We start from the raw sequence: 18,835 nt of genomic DNA on the forward strand, positions 1-18,835 counted from the left end.
TTTCGCGCCTGCATCCCCTCGCTAATTTTTCCTTTCGCGATTCGTTTTATAGGGACGACGTGCCTTTGTGCTTCCTGCCTATTGCTCCGGATCCCAAGAAATGAATGCTGAAGACTCCTTGAAACTTGCTCGCCGGTTTATCGGGTTGCCCCTGGAAAAACGCCAGCGGTTCTTGCAGGCCTTACAGACAGAAGGCGTGGAGTTTTCGCGGTTTCCGATTCCGGCTGGGGTGCAGGCGGAGGATCGCCAGGCGTTGTCCTATGCGCAGCAGCGCATGTGGTTTCTTTGGCAATTGGACCCGGCCAGTGGCGCCTATAACTTGCCGGGCGCGGTGCGGCTCAAAGGCACGCTGAGCTTGCGGGCTATGGAGCAGGCGTTCGCCAGTCTGGTCGAGCGCCACGAAACCCTGCGCACGGTGTTTCAGCGCCAGGCTGATGAACGCTTGTCCCAGGTGGCCATTGAGCCATCGGTGGCGGTGGAGCCGCTCGACCTGAGCGACCTGCCGCTGGCCGAACGGGAGCAAGCGGTGAGCGACGCGGCGGTGCGCCAGTCGCTGTTGCCGTTCGATCTGGAACACGGTCCGCTGCTGCGCGTGCAACTGCTCAAACTCGCCGAACAGGAGCATGTGCTGCTGCTGACCCTGCACCATATCGTCTCCGACGGTTGGTCGATGAACGTGCTGATCGACGAATTCATCCGCAGCTACGACGCCTACGAACGCAACGAAACACCCCGACTGCCGCCGCTGCCGATCCAATACAGCGACTACGCCCTGTGGCAGCGCCGCTGGCTGGAAGCGGGGGAGCAGGCGCGGCAACTGGATTACTGGCAGGCGCGCCTGGGGGATGAGCACCCAGTGCTGGAGCTGCCCACCGACCGTCCGCGCCCGGCCATGCCCAGCTATCAGGGCACTCGCCATCACTTCGCGATTGATGCAGACCTTGCCGCGCAATTGCGCAGTTGTGCGCAGCGCCACAATGTCACTCTGTTCATGCTGTTGTTGGGTGCATTCAACGTGCTGCTGCATCGCTATACCGGCCAGGGTGATATCCGCGTCGGCGTGCCGATCGCCAACCGCAACCGCACGGAAGTCGAGGGGCTGATTGGCTTCTTCGTCAACACTCAGGTGCTGCGCACCGAATTGACCGGGCAAACCCGCGTCGCCGAACTGCTGCAAGCCATCAAGGAGCATGCCCTCGGCGCCCAGGCCCATCAGGAATTGCCCTTCGAGCGCCTGGTGGAAGCGCTGCACGTCGAACGTAGCCTGAGCCATACGCCGCTGTTCCAGGTGATGTACAACCACCAGCCGGTGGTGGCCGATATCGCCTCGGTCAGCACCGCCTCGGGCCTGGAGCTGGCCCTGGTGGAGTGGCAAGGCCGTACTACCCAGTTCGACCTGACCCTGGATACCTATGAAAAATCCGGCACCCTGCACGCCGCGCTGACCTACGCCAACGACCTGTTCGACGCGCCGTCCATCGAGCGTATGGCCCGCCACTGGATCAGCCTGCTGCACGCCATGGTGGGCGACGGCGAGCAGCGTATCGGCGAGTTGCCGATGCTGGATGCCGACGAACTTCAACGCGTAACCCACACCTGGAACCAGACCGCGCAAACCTATCCCACTGAGCGCGGCATCCACCACCTGATCGAAGACCAGGTACGCGCCACCCCGGATGCCCCGGCCTTGCAGTTCGGCGATACCACCTTGAGCTATGCCCAGCTCGATACCCGCGCCAACCGTTTGGCCCATGCGTTGATCGAGCAGGGCGTTGGCCCGGATAGGTTGGTCGGGATCTGCGCCGAGCGTTCGGTGGAAATGGTCATCGGCCTGCTGGCGATTCTCAAGGCGGGCGGCGCCTATGTGCCGCTTGACCCTGAATACCCCCGGGAGCGCCTGGCCTACATGCTTGAAGACAGCGGCGTCCAACTGCTGCTTACCCAGCAGAGCCTGCTGCCGTCGTTGCCCACTGCGGGTATCCGGGCGATTGCCCTCGATCAGCCTGACGATTGGCTGGAGGGCTACAGCAGCGCATCGCCCGAAGTGACCGTGCACGCGCTGAACCTGGCCTACGTGATCTACACCTCCGGCTCCACCGGCAAACCCAAGGGGGCCGGTAACAGCCATCGCGCGTTGGTCAACCGGCTGTGCTGGATGCAGCAAGCCTATGGCTTGGGCGTGCGCGACGCGGTGTTGCAGAAGACGCCATTCAGCTTTGACGTGTCGGTCTGGGAGTTCTTCTGGCCGCTGATGACCGGCGCGCGCCTGGTGGTTGCGGCCCCCGGCGAACACCGTGAACCGGCGCGCCTGATCGAGAGCATCGGACGCCATGCCATCACCACCGTGCACTTCGTGCCGTCGATGCTGCAAGCGTTTATCCACGAGCCGGGCGTGCAGGGTTGCGCGAGCCTCAAACGCATCGTGTGCAGCGGCGAAGCCTTGCCGCTGGAGGCGCAGCAGCAGGTGTTCGCCAAGCTGCCGAATGCCGGCCTGTACAACCTTTACGGCCCGACCGAAGCCGCCATCGACGTGACCCACTGGACCTGCGTCGACGAAGGCGCCGACTGTGTACCCATCGGCCGTCCTATTGCCAACCTCGGCACCTACGTGCTCGACGCCCAGCTCAACCCGCTGCCCGCCGGGGTATCCGGCGAGCTGTACCTGGGCGGCGGTGGCCTGGCACGCAGTTACCATCGGCGTGGCGCGCTGACCGCCGAGCGCTTCGTGCCCAGCCCGTTCGCCGCGGGGGCGCGTCTGTACCGGACCGGCGACCGTGTGCGCCAGCGTGCCGATGGGGTGATCGAATACCTCGGACGCCTCGATCATCAGGTCAAGCTACGGGGTCTGCGTATCGAGCTGGGGGAAATCGAAACACGTCTGTTGCAGCACCCGTCAGTGCGCGAAGCCGTGGTGCTGGTGCAGGGCGGCAAGCAATTGGTGGCCTATCTGGTGCCGCAGGGTGACGCGCCGGACGACCTCAAGGGCTGGCTGCTCAACAGCCTGCCGGAATACATGGTGCCGACCCATTGGGTGCACCTGGCCAAACTGCCGGTGACCGCCAACGGCAAGCTCGACCGTAAAGCCTTGCCGCTGCCGGACGCCGCGCCACAGCAGGCTTACAGCGCCCCGCAGAATCCCATGCAACAGGCGCTGGCGGCGATCTGGAGTGATGTGCTTGGCGTATCCCAGGTCGGCCTGGACGACAACTTTTTCGAACTGGGCGGCGATTCGATCATCTCCATTCAGGTGGTCAGCCGCGCGCGTCAGGCCGGTATCCGCCTCAGCCCGCGGGACCTGTTCCAGTACCAGAGCGTGCGCGGCCTGGCGCAGATCGCGAGCTTTGAGCAACTGGCGGTGATCGACCAAGGCCCTGTCAGCGGCGACGTGATCCTGACCCCGGTGCAGGCCAGCTTCTTCGAGCAGGCGATCCCGGCGCGTCAGCACTGGAACCAATCGCTGCTGCTGACCCCGCGCGAAGCCTTGGTACCGGCACGCCTGGAAGCGGCCCTGACCCGGTTGATCAACCACCACGATGCCCTGCGCCTGCGCTTCGTCGAGCGGGACGGCCAATGGCAGCAACAGCACGCCGCGCCGATCACTGAGGCGGCATTGTGGCAAACCCAGGTCGCCGACGATAACGAGCTGGCCGCACTGTGCGATGAGGCCCAGCGCAGCCTGGACCTGGCACGCGGCCCGTTGCTGCGCGCCGTGCTGTTGACAATGACCGATGGCACGCAGCAGTTGCTGCTGGTAATCCATCACCTGGTGGTCGACGGCGTGTCCTGGCGCGTGCTGCTGGACGATCTGCAACAGGCTTATCGCCACGCCGCATTGCCAGCCAAAACCAGCGCCTACCAACAATGGGCGCAGCAGTTGCAGGCCCATGCACTGACCCTTGATGCGCAACTGCCGTACTGGCGGGCGCAGTCCATGGCGACGGAGCTGCCCTGCGACAACCCTCACGGCGGCCTGCAAAACCGCCTGGGCCGCACCCTTGAAATCCGCCTCGACGCCGAGCACACCCGCCAGCTCTTGCAGGATGCTCCAGCGGCTTATCGCACCCAGGTCAACGACCTGCTGCTGACCGCCCTGGCGCGCGTCATCAGCCGTTGGAGCCAGCAACCTGCGGCGTTGATCCAACTGGAAGGCCATGGCCGGGAAGACCTGTTCGACAGCCTCGACCTGAGCCGCACCGTCGGTTGGTTCACCAGCCTGTTCCCGCTGCGCTTGCAGGCCGGCGGCGAGTTGTCGAGCGCGATCAAGGCGGTCAAGGAACAGCTGCGCGCCGTGCCGCACAAAGGCATCGGCTATGGCCTGCTGCGCTACCTCGGCACCCCGGACGCGCGTGCAAGCCTGGCGAGCCAGGCCGCGCCGCGCATTACCTTCAACTACCTGGGCCAATTCGACCGCCAGTTCGACGAGGCGGCGCTATTCGTCCCTTCGCCACGGGGCAGCGGCCAGGCCCAGGACTCCGAGGCGCCGTTGGCCAATTGGCTGACAGTGGAAGGGCAGGTGTACGGTGGCGAGCTGGCGTTGCGTTGGGGCTTCAGCAGCGAGATGTTCGACGTGGCGACCGTCCAGGGTCTGGCGGACGACTATGCCGCCGAGCTCAAGGCCGTGATCGAGCTGTGCTGTGCCACACCGGCGGGGCAGGTCACGCCGTCGGATTTCCCCCTGGCGCGCCTGAGCCAGGCGCAATTGGACGGGTTGCCTGTGGCAGGGCCGCAGATTGCCGATCTCTACCCGCTGTCGCCGATGCAGCAGGGCATGCTGTTCCACAGCTTGTACGAACCCGAGGCCCAGGCCTATATCAACCAACTGCGCCTGGATATCGAAGGCCTGGACCTGCTGGCGTTCGGACGTGCCTGGCAGGCCGCCCTGGACCGCCATGACATCCTGCGCAGCAGCTTTCATTGGTTGGGCCTGCACAGCGCCCATCAACTGATCCGGCGCCATGTCGATTTGCAGTTGCAGGTGATCGAAGACACGGGCGCCGATCTGGATGCACTGGCCGAAGCCGAGCGCGACAAGGGCTTTGCCCTCGACGCGGCGCCGCTGTTTCGCCTGATGCTGGTACGCGGCGCCGGCCACGGGTGGCACCTGATATTCACCAGTCACCACATCCTGATGGATGGCTGGAGTAACGCCCAATTGCTTGCCGAAGTGATCGCTCACTACGCCGGCCATGCCGTCCCTGCGCCGGCGGGGCAGTTCCGCGATTACCTCGGCTGGTTGCAGCAACAACCCAGCGGCGAAGCGTTCTGGAAAGCGGCCTTGGCACCTCTTGAGGCGCCGACTCTGCTGGCCGATGCGCTGCGTGTGCCCGCCAACGGCACCGGCATGGCCGATTACCCCATGGTGCTGGACGCCGACTTCACCCGCGCCCTCGGTGAATTCGCCCGCGCACGTAAAGTCACCCTTAACACCGTGCTGCAAGGCGCCTGGGCCTTGCTGCTGCAGCGTTACACCGGCCAAGCCTGCGTGGCCTTCGGTGCCACGGTGGCCGGGCGTTCGGCACCGTTGCCGGGGATCGAGCAGCAGTTGGGCCTGTTTATCAATACCTTGCCCATCGTCACCGCGGCGTCGCCTTCGCAGTCGGCCGCCGATTGGCTCAGCGCGTTGCAAACCCTCAACCTGAGCCTGCGCGATCACGAACACGTGCCGCTCTATGACATTCAAGGCTGGGCCGGCCAACAGGGCGCGCTGTTCGATACCTTGCTGGTATTCGAAAACTTCCCGGTGGCCGAAGCCCTCAAACAGGGCGCGCCCGCCGGGCTGACGTTCGGACCGTTGCACAACCACGAACGCACCCATTACCCGCTGACCCTGGGCATAGAGCTGGGCGCGAGCCTGCGCCTGGAATTCAGCTACGACCGAGCACGTTTGAGTGCCGAGCAGGTCGGCCGACTGGGCGCCAACCTGCGGCATCTGCTGGTGCAACTGCTCGTCGATGCCCAGGCGCCGTTGGGCAGCCTGCAGCTGCTGGCGCCCGACACCCGGCGCGAACTGCTCGCCCGCAGTCAATCAGCTGCCGCCGCCCAGAGCCGCGCGCGCGTGCATGAACGCATCGCCGCCCAGGCTGCCAGCACCCCCGACGCATTGGCCGTGCAGGCGGCTAACGAACAGTTGAGCTACGCACAGCTCAACGCGCGAGCCAACCGTCTGGCTCATCGTCTGCTGGAGCTTGGCGTTGCTCCCGGCCAGCGCGTGGGCCTGGCGTGTCGCCGTGGTCCGCAGTTGATCGTCAGCCTGTTGGCCGTGCTCAAGAGTGGCGCGGCCTATGTGCCGCTGGACCCCAAATACCCCGCCGAGCGCTTGGCCTACATGCTGGCCGACAGTCGCTTGAACCTGCTGCTCAGCGAAACCGGGCTGCTTGCCGACCTGCCGTTGCCCGAGGGCCTGACCCGCTTGGACGTCAGTGCCGAGGGGGCGGAGCTGGCGGGCTACTCGGCGCTCAATCCGCCCAACCATGCCGCCGCTGCCGACCTGGCCTACGTGATCTACACCTCAGGTTCCACCGGCCAGCCCAAGGGCGTGGCCATCGACCATGCCGCTCTCGGCCAGTTCTGCGACAGCGCCGCCCGCTATAGCCAGTTGCGTAGCGATGACCGTGTGCTGCAGTTCGCCACGTTCAGCTTCGACGGCTTTGTCGAGCAGTGTTACCCACCGCTGTGCATGGGCGCGGCGCTGATCATGCGCGGTGACGAGTTGTGGGACGCCGGGCAACTGGCGCGGGAAATTGTCGAGCAGGGCGTGACCCTGGCCGACCTGCCAGCGGCCTACTGGTACCTGCTGGCCAAGGAGTGCGCCGTCGATGGCCGTACGCTGGGCAACCTGCGCCAGGTGCATGTGGGGGGCGAGGCAATGTCGGTGGAAGGGCTGCGCGCCTGGCACGCCGCTGGGCTGGGCGCTGTGCGCCTGGTCAACACCTACGGACCGACCGAGGCCACCGTGGTGTCCAGCGTGCACACCTGCCAACTGGCGGATGCCAGCGAAGCGTTTGGCGTACCGATTGGCCGCGCCATCGAAGGCCGTGGGCTGTATGTGCTCGACAGTGCCTTCGACCTGCTGGACAGCGAAGGCGTCGGCGAACTGTGCATCGGCGCCGAAGTCGGCCTGGCCCAGGGGTACTTCGACCGCGCGGCGTTGACCGCTGAACGCTTCCTGCCCGACCCGTTTTCCAGCACGCCGGGTGCGCGGCTCTACCGCAGTGGCGACCTGGCCCGCTACAACGCGGCGGGCGCCCTGGAGTATGTGGGGCGTATCGACCATCAAGTCAAAGTGCGTGGTTTCCGTATCGAAATGGGCGAGATCGAAGCCCATCTGCAAGGCTTGCCCCAGGTACGTGAGGCGGCCGTGATCGCCCAGCCGAGCGCGACCGGTGCGCAACTGGTGGCCTACGTCGTACCGGCCCTGGAGCAGCCGCTGAATACCCGGGCCCTGGCGGCGACCTTGCAGCGCTCCCTGCCGGACTACATGGTGCCCGCGCACTGGGTGGTGCTCGATGCGCTGCCCTTGAACCCCAGCGGCAAACTCGACCGCCGCGCACTGCCGGCCCCGGACCTGAGCCAATCGCCCCAGGCCTACCGTGCCGCGCAAACCCCGCTGCAACAGCAACTGGCGGCCATCTGGCAGGCGGTGTTGCAGGTCGAGTCGGTGGGGCTGGATGACCACTTTTTCGAACGCGGCGGCCACTCCTTGCTGGCCACCCAGGTGATCTCTCGGGTGCGCCACGACCTCAAGCGGGAAGTCCCGTTGCGCGCCTTGTTCGAACAGCCGACGCTGCAAGCGTTTGCCGCGGCGTGCGCGGACGTGCACGCCGACACCGCGCCGCCGATGGTCAGCGTGTCGCGCGAGCAGCCGCTGGCACTGTCCTATGCCCAGGAGCGCCAATGGTTTCTGTGGCAACTGGACCCGGCCAGTGCGGCGTATCACATGCCCAGTGCATTGCGTCTGCGGGGGTCGTTGAATGTCGATGCGCTGCAACAGGCCCTGGATGCCCTGGTCACTCGCCACGAAAGCCTGCGCACCCATCTGCTTCAGGAAGCCGAGCGCACTGTGCAGGTGATCAGCCCGCAGGTACACCTTGCCATGGCCGTGCTCGACACCGATGAAGCGCACCTTGAAGCCACACTGCAAGCCTGTATCGCGCAACCTTTCGACCTGCGTGCGGGGCCGCTGATGCGGGTCAACCTGCTACGCCTGGCCGAAGATGAGCATGTGCTGGTGCTGGTACAGCACCACATCATTTCCGATGGCTGGTCGATGCAGGTGATGGTCGACGAGCTGGTGCAGCTCTATGGCGCTTGCAGTCAGGGCCAGCGCCTGCAATTGCCGGCGCTGCCGATTCAATATGCCGATTACGCGGTGTGGCAACGCCAGTGGATGGAGGCGGGCGAGAAGGCGCGTCAGCTGAGCTACTGGCGCGAGCTGCTGGGCGGTGAGCAACCGGTGCTGGAGCTGCCGTTCGATTATCAGCGCCCGGCGGTACCAAGCCATCGTGGCGCGCGTTTGTCCATTGACCTGTCGAGCTCGTTGCTCGACGACCTTAGGGCCCTGGCTCAGCGTGAAGGGGTGACCCTGTTTATGCTGTTGCTGGCGTCTTATCAGGCGCTGCTGCACCGCTACAGCGGCCAACAGGACATTCGCGTTGGCGTGCCGATTGCCAACCGCAACCGTGTGGAAACCGAGCGTCTGGTTGGCTTCTTCGTCAATACCCAGGTACTCAAGGCCGAGATCGATGGTCACGTCAGCGTGCGCCAATTGTTGGCCCAGGTGAAAGAGCGGGCCCTGGAAGCCCAGGCCCATCAGGACCTGCCCTTCGAGCAATTGGTCGAGGCCCTCCAGCCCGAGCGCAGCCTGAGCTTGAGCCCATTGTTCCAGGTGGCGTTCAACCACCATATCAGCCAGTCCGGCCAGCACCTGCAGCGTCTGGCGCATTTGGACATGACCCCGGTGACGTGGGACGACACCAATGCGCATTTCGATCTGGTGTTGGATATCGAGGAGTCCCAGGAGCGGCTCAACGCTTCGTTGAGCTACGCCACCGACCTGTTTACCGCCGCCACCATCGAGCGCATGGGCCGCCACTGGCACAACCTGTTGCAGGCAATGGTGGCCGACCCGCAGCAGAGCATCGGCCAGTTGAAATTGCTGGATGACGCGGAACAACAACACATTCTGCACCTGTGGGACCGCAGCGATGCCGGCTTCTCGGCCCAGCGCCTGGTGCACGAATTGTTCGCCGACCGCGCCAGGGAAACCCCCGATGCCGTGGCGGTGAAATTCGACACCCAAACCCTGACCTACGGCGAGCTGGACCGCCAGGCCAACCGCCTGGCCCATGCGTTGATTGCCCGTGGGGTTGGCGCGGAAGTGCGGGTGGCTATCGCCATGCCGCGCAGTGCCGAGATCATGGTGGCGTTCCTGGCAGTCATGAAGGCTGGCGGCGTGTATGTGCCGCTGGATATCGAATATCCGCGTGATCGCTTGTTGTACATGTTGGAGGACAGTCGAGCGCAACTGTTGCTCACCCACAGCAGCGCGTTGCCGCAACTGCCGATGAGCGAGGGCCTGCAAACACTGGCCATCGACCATACCGACACCTGGGCCGACCACCGCGACACCGCCCCCAATGTCGCACTGGACGGCGCCAACCTGGCCTACGTGATCTACACCTCCGGCTCCACCGGCATGCCCAAAGGCGTGGCGGTGGCCCACGGCCCGTTGGTGGCGCATATCATCGCCACTGGCGAACGTTACGAAACCGGCCCGACCGACTGCGAACTGCACTTTATGTCGTTCGCCTTCGACGGTTCCCACGAAGGCTGGATGCACCCGCTGATCAACGGCGCCAGCGTGCTCATCCGCGACGACAGCCTGTGGCTGCCCGAGTACACCTACGAACAGATGCACCGTCACCACGTGACCATGGCGGTGTTCCCGCCGGTGTACCTGCAACAACTGGCCGAGCATGCCGAGCGCGACGGCAACCCGCCGAATGTGCGCGTGTACTGCTTTGGCGGCGATGCGGTGGCCCAGGCCAGTTACGACCTGGCCTGGCGCGCGCTGAAGCCGACCTACCTGTTCAATGGCTATGGCCCGACCGAAACCGTGGTCACGCCCTTGCTGTGGAAAGCGCGGCGCGGCGACCCTTGCGGCGCGGTGTACGCGCCCATCGGCACCTTGCTGGGCAACCGCAGCGGCTACGTACTGGACGCGCAGCTCAACTTGCAACCCATCGGCGTGGCTGGCGAGTTGTACCTGGGCGGCGAGGGCGTGGCGCGGGGTTATCTGGAGCGCCCGGCACTGACCGCCGAACGCTTTGTGCCGGACCCGTTCGGCAAACCCGGCAGCCGCGTGTACCGCAGCGGCGACCTGACCCGCGGGCGTGGGGATGGAGTGGTGGATTATCTCGGGCGTGTGGACCATCAGGTGAAAATCCGTGGTTTCCGTATCGAACTGGGCGAGATCGAAGCGCGTCTGCGCGAACAGGACAACGTCGGCGAAACCGTGGTGGTGGCCCACGACGGCCCGTCCGGTAAGCAACTGGTGGCCTACGTGGTGCCGGCCCGCGCCACCGACCACGGCGCGCTGCGCGACGACCTGCGCCGTGCCCTGAAAACCCGCCTGCCGGACTACATGGTGCCTACGCACTTTATGTTCCTGGCGCAGATGCCGCTGACCCCCAACGGCAAGCTCGACCGCAAGGGCCTGCCGGCGCCGGACGCGAGCCTGCTGCAGCAGACCTACGTGGCGCCCGAAACCGAACTGGAGCAGCAAATCGCCGCGATCTGGGCCGAGGTGTTGCACCTGCCCCAGGTGGGCCTGAACGACAACTTCTTTGAGGTCGGTGGGCATTCGCTGCTGGCGATCCAGATCACCTCGCGGGTCCAGGCCGAACTGGGTCTGGACGTGCCGCTGGTGGAAGTGTTCCAGACCGAAACCCTGCGCGCCTATGTGCAGGCCGCAGCCACCTTCCGTGCCGGCAGCGCGGAAGACTTTGATGATCTTCGTGACTTTTTGAGCGAACTAGAGGCGATTTGAAGCATGCTTTCCAACCCTAATATCGATCTGGTTTCGCGCTTTCTTCGCCTGCCTCTGGAACAGCGCCAGCAGTTTTACCAGCGCCTGCAAAGCCGAGGCATGAGTTTCGCGCAATTGCCCATTGCCTCGGTTCGCGAGGCCGACCAACACCTGCCGCTGTCCTACGCCCAGGAGCGTCAGTGGTTTCTGTGGCAGTTGGACCCGGACAGTGCGGCCTATCACGTGCCCGGTGCCCTGCGTCTGTGCGGGATGCTGGACAAGGCCGCCCTGCGGCGCAGCTTTGCCAGCCTGGCAGCACGACATGAAAGCCTGCGCACCCGCCTGCACCTGGACGACGAGTCGCGCACCCAACAAGTGTTACCCCATGCCGACATCCAGATCCTCGAAGACCGTACCGACGAGGCGCAGCTCAAGGCTCGCGTCGAGGCCGAGATCGCCCGTCCGTTCGATTTGCGCCAAGGCCCGCTGTTGCGGGTAACCCTGCTGGAACTCGATGCACAGGAGCATGTGCTGGTGCTGGTGCAGCACCATATTGTGTCCGATGGTTGGTCTATGGGCGTGATGGTGCAGGAACTGATGCAGCTGTACGCCGCGTACAGCCAGGGTCAGGACTGCACCTTGACGCCGCTGCCGATCCAGTACGGTGACTATGCGTTGTGGCAACGCCGCTGGATGGAGGCGGGCGAGAAAACGCGCCAATTGGACTATTGGCGTCAACTGCTGGGCGGTACGCAGCCGGTGCTGGCGCTGCCCCTCGATCGTCCGCGTCCGGCGCAACAGCGCTTTCTCGGTGCCCGTCAGGACATCCAGCTGGACCCTGGGCTGGTGACCGGTTTGAAGGCCCTGGCCCAACGCGAAGGCGTGACCCTGTTCATGCTGTTGCTGGCATCGTTCCAGCTGTTTTTGTACCGCTACAGCGGGCAGCGCGATATCCGTGTCGGCGTGCCGATTGCCAACCGCAACCGTGTCGAAACCGAGGCGCTGATCGGTTTCTTCGTCAACACCCAAGTGCTCAAGGCCGACCTTGATGGTGCCATGACCTTCTCCGAACTGCTCCAGCACACCAAGCGTCGTGCGCTGGAAGCCCAGGCCCATCAGGATTTACCCTTCGAGCAACTGGTGGAGGCTTTGCAGCCTGAGCGCAGCCTTAGCCATAACCCGTTGTTCCAGGTGATGTTCAACCATCAGGCGCAGGCGCGGACGGCCATACAACAACTGCCGGGCCTGCGGGTGGTCAGCCTGGAGCATGAGACCCGCACCGCGCAATTCGACTTGAGCCTGGACACCCAGGAGACCGAGGACGGCCTCTGGGCGTCGCTGACTTACGCCACGGACTTGTTCGATGCCAGCACCGCCGCGCGCATGCTCCGGCACTGGCTGGGCCTGCTGCGTGGGGCGGTGGCCGACACGACGCGGCCCTTGCAGGACCTGGCCATGCTGGACATGGCCGAGCGCCAACAAATACTTGAACAGTGGAACGCCACCGCCCGCGACTACCCGCAAAATCAGTGGGTACATCACCTGATCGAAGCCCAAGCCGAGCGCCAGCCGCAGGCCACGGCCCTGGTGTTTGCCGAGCAACGTATCGACTACGCCGAGCTCAACCGCCGCGCCAACCGCCTGGCCCATCGCTTGATCGAGGCCGGTGTCGGCCCGGATGTGCGTGTGGGGCTGGCCGTGGAGCGCTCCTTCGACATGGTTATCGGCCTGCTTGCGGTGCTCAAGGCCGGCGGCGCCTATGTGCCGCTGGACCCCGACTACCCACGCGAACGCATGGCCTACATGCTCGACGACAGCGGCGTGCAACTGCTGCTGACCCAAGCGCCGTTGCTCGGCCAGTTGCCGATTCCGCAAGGCTTGGAAACCCTGATACTGGGCGAGTCGAGTTACGAGCAATACAGCGAGCAAAACCCAGCTGTCGCGCTGGACGGCGAAAACCTCGCGTACGTGATCTACACCTCGGGTTCCACTGGCCAACCCAAGGGCGCGGGCAACCGCCATTCGGCCTTGCTCAACCGCCTGCAATGGATGCAGGAAGCCTACGGGTTAAGCGCGGCCGACAGCGTATTGCAAAAGACTCCGTTCAGTTTCGATGTGTCGGTGTGGGAGTTTTTCTGGCCGCTGATGACCGGCTCGCGCCTGGTGATTGCCGCCCCTGGCGATCACCGCGATCCAGCCAGATTGATCCACTTGATCAACGCCGAACAGGTCACCACGCTGCACTTTGTGCCGTCGATGTTGCAGGCGTTCTTGCAGGATGCGGCGGTGTCCAGCTGCCGGAGCCTGCAACGCATCGTGTGCAGCGGCGAGGCGTTGCCGGTGGACGCGCAGCAGCAGGTGTTCGCCAAGCTGCCGCACGCCGGGCTGTATAACCTGTATGGCCCGACCGAAGCCGCCATCGACGTGACCCACTGGACCTGCGTCGACGAAGGCCGCGACACCGTGCCGATTGGCCGTCCGATTGCCAATCTGGGCTGCTACCTGCTTGACGATAATTTCGAACCGGTGCCGGTCGGCGTGCTGGGCGAGCTGTACCTGGGCGGCGCGGGCCTGGCCCGTGGTTATCACCGCCGTCCTGCATTGACCGCCGAACGCTTTATCGCTCACCCGTTCGTCCACGGCGAGCGCCTGTACCGCACCGGCGACCTGGCGCGCTACCGCGAAGACGGGGTGATCGAATACGCCGGGCGTATCGACCATCAGGTCAAGCTGCGCGGCCTGCGTATCGAGTTGGGCGAGATCGAAGCGCGGTTGCTGGAACACGAGCAGGTCCGCGAAGCGGCGGTGCTGGCGGTGGACGGCAAGTACCTGGTGGGTTACCTGGTGCTGCACCATGCCGGAGACGATTGGCGCGAGGTGCTCGGTGCGCACCTGGCCGAACACCTGCCGGATTACATGGTGCCGGCACAGTGGGTACTGCTGGAGCAGATGCCGCTGAGTCCCAACGGCAAGTTGGATCGCAAGGCGCTGCCCAAACCTGAGGTGACGCATCACTACATCGCCCCGCAGAGCGCATTGGAGCAGCAGATCGCCGCGATCTGGGCCGATGTGCTGGGAGTCGAGCAAGTGGGGGTCAACGACAACTTCTTCGAACGCGGCGGGGATTCGATCATCTCGATCCAGGTCGTCAGCCGCGCGCGTGCTGCCGGCATCCATTTCACCGCCAAGGCGCTGTTCCAGCACCAGACCGTGCGCAGCCTGGCGCGGGTGGCACAGCTGCACGCTGTGGCAGTGATAGACCAGGGGCCGGTGCAGGGTCAGACGCCGCTGCTGCCATTCCAACAGTTGTTCTTCGAAAGAGACCTGCCGCAGCCGCACCACTGGAACCAGTCACTGCTCTTGACGCCGCGCCAGCCCCTGCAGGCCGCACGCCTGGAAGCGGCCTTGCAGGCGCTGATGCTGCACCACGATGTACTGCGCCTGCGCTTCAGTCAGCACGGCGCAGAGTGGAAGGCCGAGCATGCCGAGCCTGCCAGCGGACTGCTCTGGCACGCCACGGTGCCGGATACCCAGGCCCTGACGGCGCGCTGTGAAGAGGCCCAGCGCAGCCTTGCACTGAACGGGCCGCTGCTGCGTGTATTGCTTGCCGATCTGCCGGACGGCAGCCAACGGTTGCTGCTGGTCATGCACCACTTGGTGGTGGATGGCGTGTCCTGGCGGGTGGTGCTTGAAGACCTGCAAAGTCTGTATCGCCAGCATGCGCTACCAGCCAAGACGACGTCGTTCAAAGCGTGGGCCGAGCGCGTGCAGGGCTATGCCCACAGCGAAGCGATCCAGTCGCAAAAGCACTTCTGGTTGCAGCAACTCGATGGCATGCACACGGACCTGCCGTGCCGTGACCCCCACGGCGCTCGGCCTGGTCGACTGGCGCGCACGCTGGTCAGCCGACTGGACGCCGAACGCACCCGGCAATTGCTGCAACAGGCACCGGCGGCCTATCGCACACGGATCAATGACCTGCTGCTGACCGCCCTGGCGCGGGTGATCTGCCAATGGACCGGGCATGCCAGCAGCCTGATCCAGCTGGAAGGCCATGGACGTGAGGACCTGTTCGATGACATCGACCTGAGTCGCACTCTGGGGTGGTTCACCAGTCTGTTCCCAGTGCGCCTGACGCCGGCTGACTCCCTGGCCGATTCCATCAAACAGATCAAGGAGCAACTGCGTGCCATTCCAGACAACGGTCTGGGGTTCGGTGCCCTGCGTTATCTGGGAGATGATGCGACGCGCCAAGCGTTCAGCCGCTTGCCGGTGCCGCGCATCACTTTCAACTACCTGGGCCAGGTTGACGCCAGCTTCGATCAGCCGGACGGCCTGTTTGCCACGGCGTCGGAAAGTGCCGGTGCCGAGCAGAGCCCGGACGCGCCACTGAGCAACTGGTTGACCGTCAACGGCCAAGTGTATGGCGGCGAGTTGCACATGGGCTGGACCTTCAGTCCGCTGATGTTCGACCCTGAGGTGATCGAAGCTCTGAGCGTGGCATTCAGCCGCGAACTGACGGCGTTGATCGCGCATTGCTGCACGCCCGGCAACAGCGGCGTCACCGTGTCGGACTTCCCCTTGGCGCGGTTGAACCAACAGCAACTTGAGTCGCTGCCGCTGGCCGCCGATGCCATCGAAGACCTCTACACCTTGTCGCCCATGCAGCAGGGCATGCTGTTCCACTCCCTCTATGAGCAAGCAGCGGGCGACTACATCAACCAGATCCGGGTCAGCGTCGATGGCCTGGACGTGTCACGATTCCAGCAAGCCTGGGACGCGACGGTGCAGGCGCATGACGTGCTGCGCAGCGGGTTTTTCTGGGAAGGGCAATTGGACTGGCCCTGCCAGGTGGTGTACCGCGCGGCCCGTTTGCCCGTTGAGGTGCTTGACTGGCGCGCCATGCCGGAGTGCGAACAGGCTCTACAGGATTTGCAGCAGGCCCAGCGTCGGCAGGGCTTCGAGCTGTCCCACGCGCCTTTGATGCGCCTGCTGCTGGTGCGCACCGACGAGCAGCGCCATGAACTGATTTACACCCATCACCATATCCTGATGGATGGCTGGAGCAATTCCCGCTTGTTCGGTGAAGTACTGCAACGCTATGCCGGGATCGCGGTGCCCGAAACCGCCGGGCGCTATCGCGATTACATCGGCTGGTTGCAACAGCGCGACAGCGCGGCGACCGAAGCCTTCTGGCGCGAACAGGTGGACGCGTTACAAGCGCCGACCCGCCTGGGCACCTATCCGCCAACGTCGCAGACGGGGCAGGGGCAGCATCAGTTGACGCTTGACCCCGGCTTGACTGAGCGCCTGGAATCCTTCGCGCGTAGCCACAAGGTTACCCTCAATACCTTGATCCAGGCGGCGTGGCTGATCCTGCTGCACCGCCACAGCGGGCAACCGGTGGTGGCATTCGGCGCCACGGTATCCGGGCGTCCCGCTGAACTGGTGGGGGTGGAGCAACAGGTTGGATTGTTTATCAACACCTTGCCGGTCATCTGCGCGGTGGATGAGCAGGCGTCGGTGGCCGATTGGCTGCAAGCAGTGCAGTCGCAGAACTTGTCCCTGCGCGAGCATGAGCACTGTGGGCTGTACGATATCCAGCGCTGGGCCGGGCAAGGCGGGGAAGGGCTGTTCGACAGCATCTTGGTATTCGAAAACTACCCGGTGTCCAAAGCCCTTGAGCAGGGCGGCGGCAGTGGTCTGCGATTTGGTGCGCCACAGGCCCATGAACAAACCAGTTTTCCGTTGACGGTATTGGCGGACGTCGGTGAAACGCTGTCGGTGCAATTCAACTTTGCCCGTGCGCATTTCACCATGCCCATGGTGCAGGGCTACGCCCGGCATCTGGCCAACCTGCTGGGTGGCATGCTCCAAGGCGGTGAGCAAAGCCTTGGCGAACTGGCCATGCTGGACATGACCGAGCGCCAACAAATACTTGAACAGTGGAACGCCACCGCACGCGACTACCCGCAAAACCAGTGGGTGCATCACCTGATCGAAGCCCAGGCCGAGCGCCAGCCGCAGGCCACGGCCCTGGTGTTTGCCGAGCAACGTATCGACTACGCCGAACTCAACCGCCGCGCCAACCGCCTGGCCCATCGCTTGATCGAGGCCGGTGTCGGCCCGGATGTGCGTGTGGGCCTGGCAGTCGAGCGCTCCTTCGACATGGTTATCGGCCTGCTTGCGGTGCTCAAGGCCGGCGGTGCCTATGTGCCGTTGGACCCCGACTACCCACGCGAACGCCTGGCCTACATGCTCGACGACAGCGGCGTGCAATTGTTGCTGACCCAAGCGCCGTTGCTCGGCCAGTTGCCGATTCCGCATGGCTTGGAAACCCTGGTGCTGGGCGAATCGAGTTTTGAGACCTACAGCGAGCAAAACCCGGCTGTCGCGCTGGACGGCGAAAACCTTGCGTACGTGATCTACACCTCGGGCTCCACTGGCCAACCCAAGGGCGCGGGCAACCGCCATTCGGCCTTGCTCAACCGCCTGCAATGGATGCAGGAAGCCTATGGGTTAAGCGCGGCCGACAGCGTATTGCAAAAGACTCCGTTCAGTTTCGACGTGTCGGTGTGGGAGTTTTTCTGGCCGCTGATGACCGGCTCGCGCCTGGTGATTGCCGCCCCTGGCGATCACCGCGATCCAGCCAGATTGATCCACTTGATCAACGCCGAACAGGTCACCACGCTGCATTTTGTGCCGTCGATGTTGCAGGCGTTCTTGCAGGATACGGCGGTGTCCAGCTGCCGGAGCCTGCAACGCATCGTGTGCAGCGGCGAGGCGTTGCCGGTGGATGCGCAGCAGCAGGTGTTCGCCAAGCTGCCGCACGCCGGGCTGTACAACCTGTATGGCCCGACCGAAGCCGCCATCGACGTGACCCACTGGACCTGCGTCGACGAAGGCCGCGACACTGTGCCGATTGGCCGTCCGATTGCCAATCTGGGCTGCTACCTGCTTGACGACAATTTCGAACCGGTGCCGGTCGGCGTGCTGGGCGAGCTGTACCTGGGCGGCGCGGGCCTGGCCCGTGGTTATCACCGCCGCCCTGCGCTGACCGCCGAACGCTTTATCGCCCACCCGTTCGTGCACGGCGAGCGCCTGTACCGCACCGGCGACCTGGCGCGCTACCGCGAAGACGGAGTGATCGAATACGCCGGGCGTATCGACCATCAGGTCAAGCTGCGCGGCCTGCGTATCGAGCTGGGCGAGATCGAAGCGCGGTTGCTGGAGCACGAGCAGGTCCGCGAAGCAGCGGTGCTGGCGGTGGACGGCAAGTACCTGGTGGGTTACCTGGTGCTGCACCAGGCCCACGACGACTGGCGCGAGGTGCTCGGTGCGCACCTGGCCGAACACCTGCCGGATTACATGGTGCCGGCGCAGTGGGTACTGCTGGAGCAGATGCCGCTGAGTCCCAACGGCAAGTTGGATCGCAAGGCGCTGCCCAAGGCCGATGCCAGCCTGATGGCCCGCGAGTACGTTGCGCCCCAGAGCGAACTCGAACAACAGGTCGCCGCGATCTGGGCCGAGGTCTTGCACGTTCAGCGTGTCGGCCTGCACGACAACTTCTTCGAGCTGGGCGGGCATTCGTTACTGGCTACGCAAGTGGTGGTGCGCCTGCGCGAGCGCTTGCACGCCGAGTTCGACGTCAAGTCGATCTTCACCGCACCCACCCTGGCTGATTTCAGTGCTTACGTGGCGGCCCAGCAAACAAATAATTCGCCGGTGCAGGACGCATTGGCTAAATCCTTGGAGGCCCTCAAACGTCTATCAGCAGAAGATTTGGATAAATTGATTTCCTGAGGGGCG

2 protein-coding genes are annotated in these 18,835 nt (G+C 64.5%); both read left to right on the forward strand.

Annotated features, from left to right (window positions below; all coding sequences use genetic code 11):
* Positions 1-100 precede the first annotated feature (100 nt).
* On the forward strand, positions 101-11,047 hold the full coding sequence (locus HRH33_RS11775) for a non-ribosomal peptide synthetase (protein ID WP_173603447.1): 10,947 nt from the start codon (positions 101-103) through the stop codon (positions 11,045-11,047).
* A 3-nt stretch (positions 11,048-11,050) separates the two neighbouring features.
* Positions 11,051-18,829 (forward strand): non-ribosomal peptide synthetase, encoded by a 7,779-nt coding sequence (locus HRH33_RS11780; protein ID WP_173603448.1) that lies wholly within the window; start codon positions 11,051-11,053, stop codon positions 18,827-18,829.
* Positions 18,830-18,835: the final 6 nt, after the last annotated feature.

Source organism: Pseudomonas rhodesiae, from assembly GCF_013285305.1.
Taxonomy (GTDB): Bacteria; Pseudomonadota; Gammaproteobacteria; order Pseudomonadales; family Pseudomonadaceae; genus Aquipseudomonas; species Aquipseudomonas rhodesiae.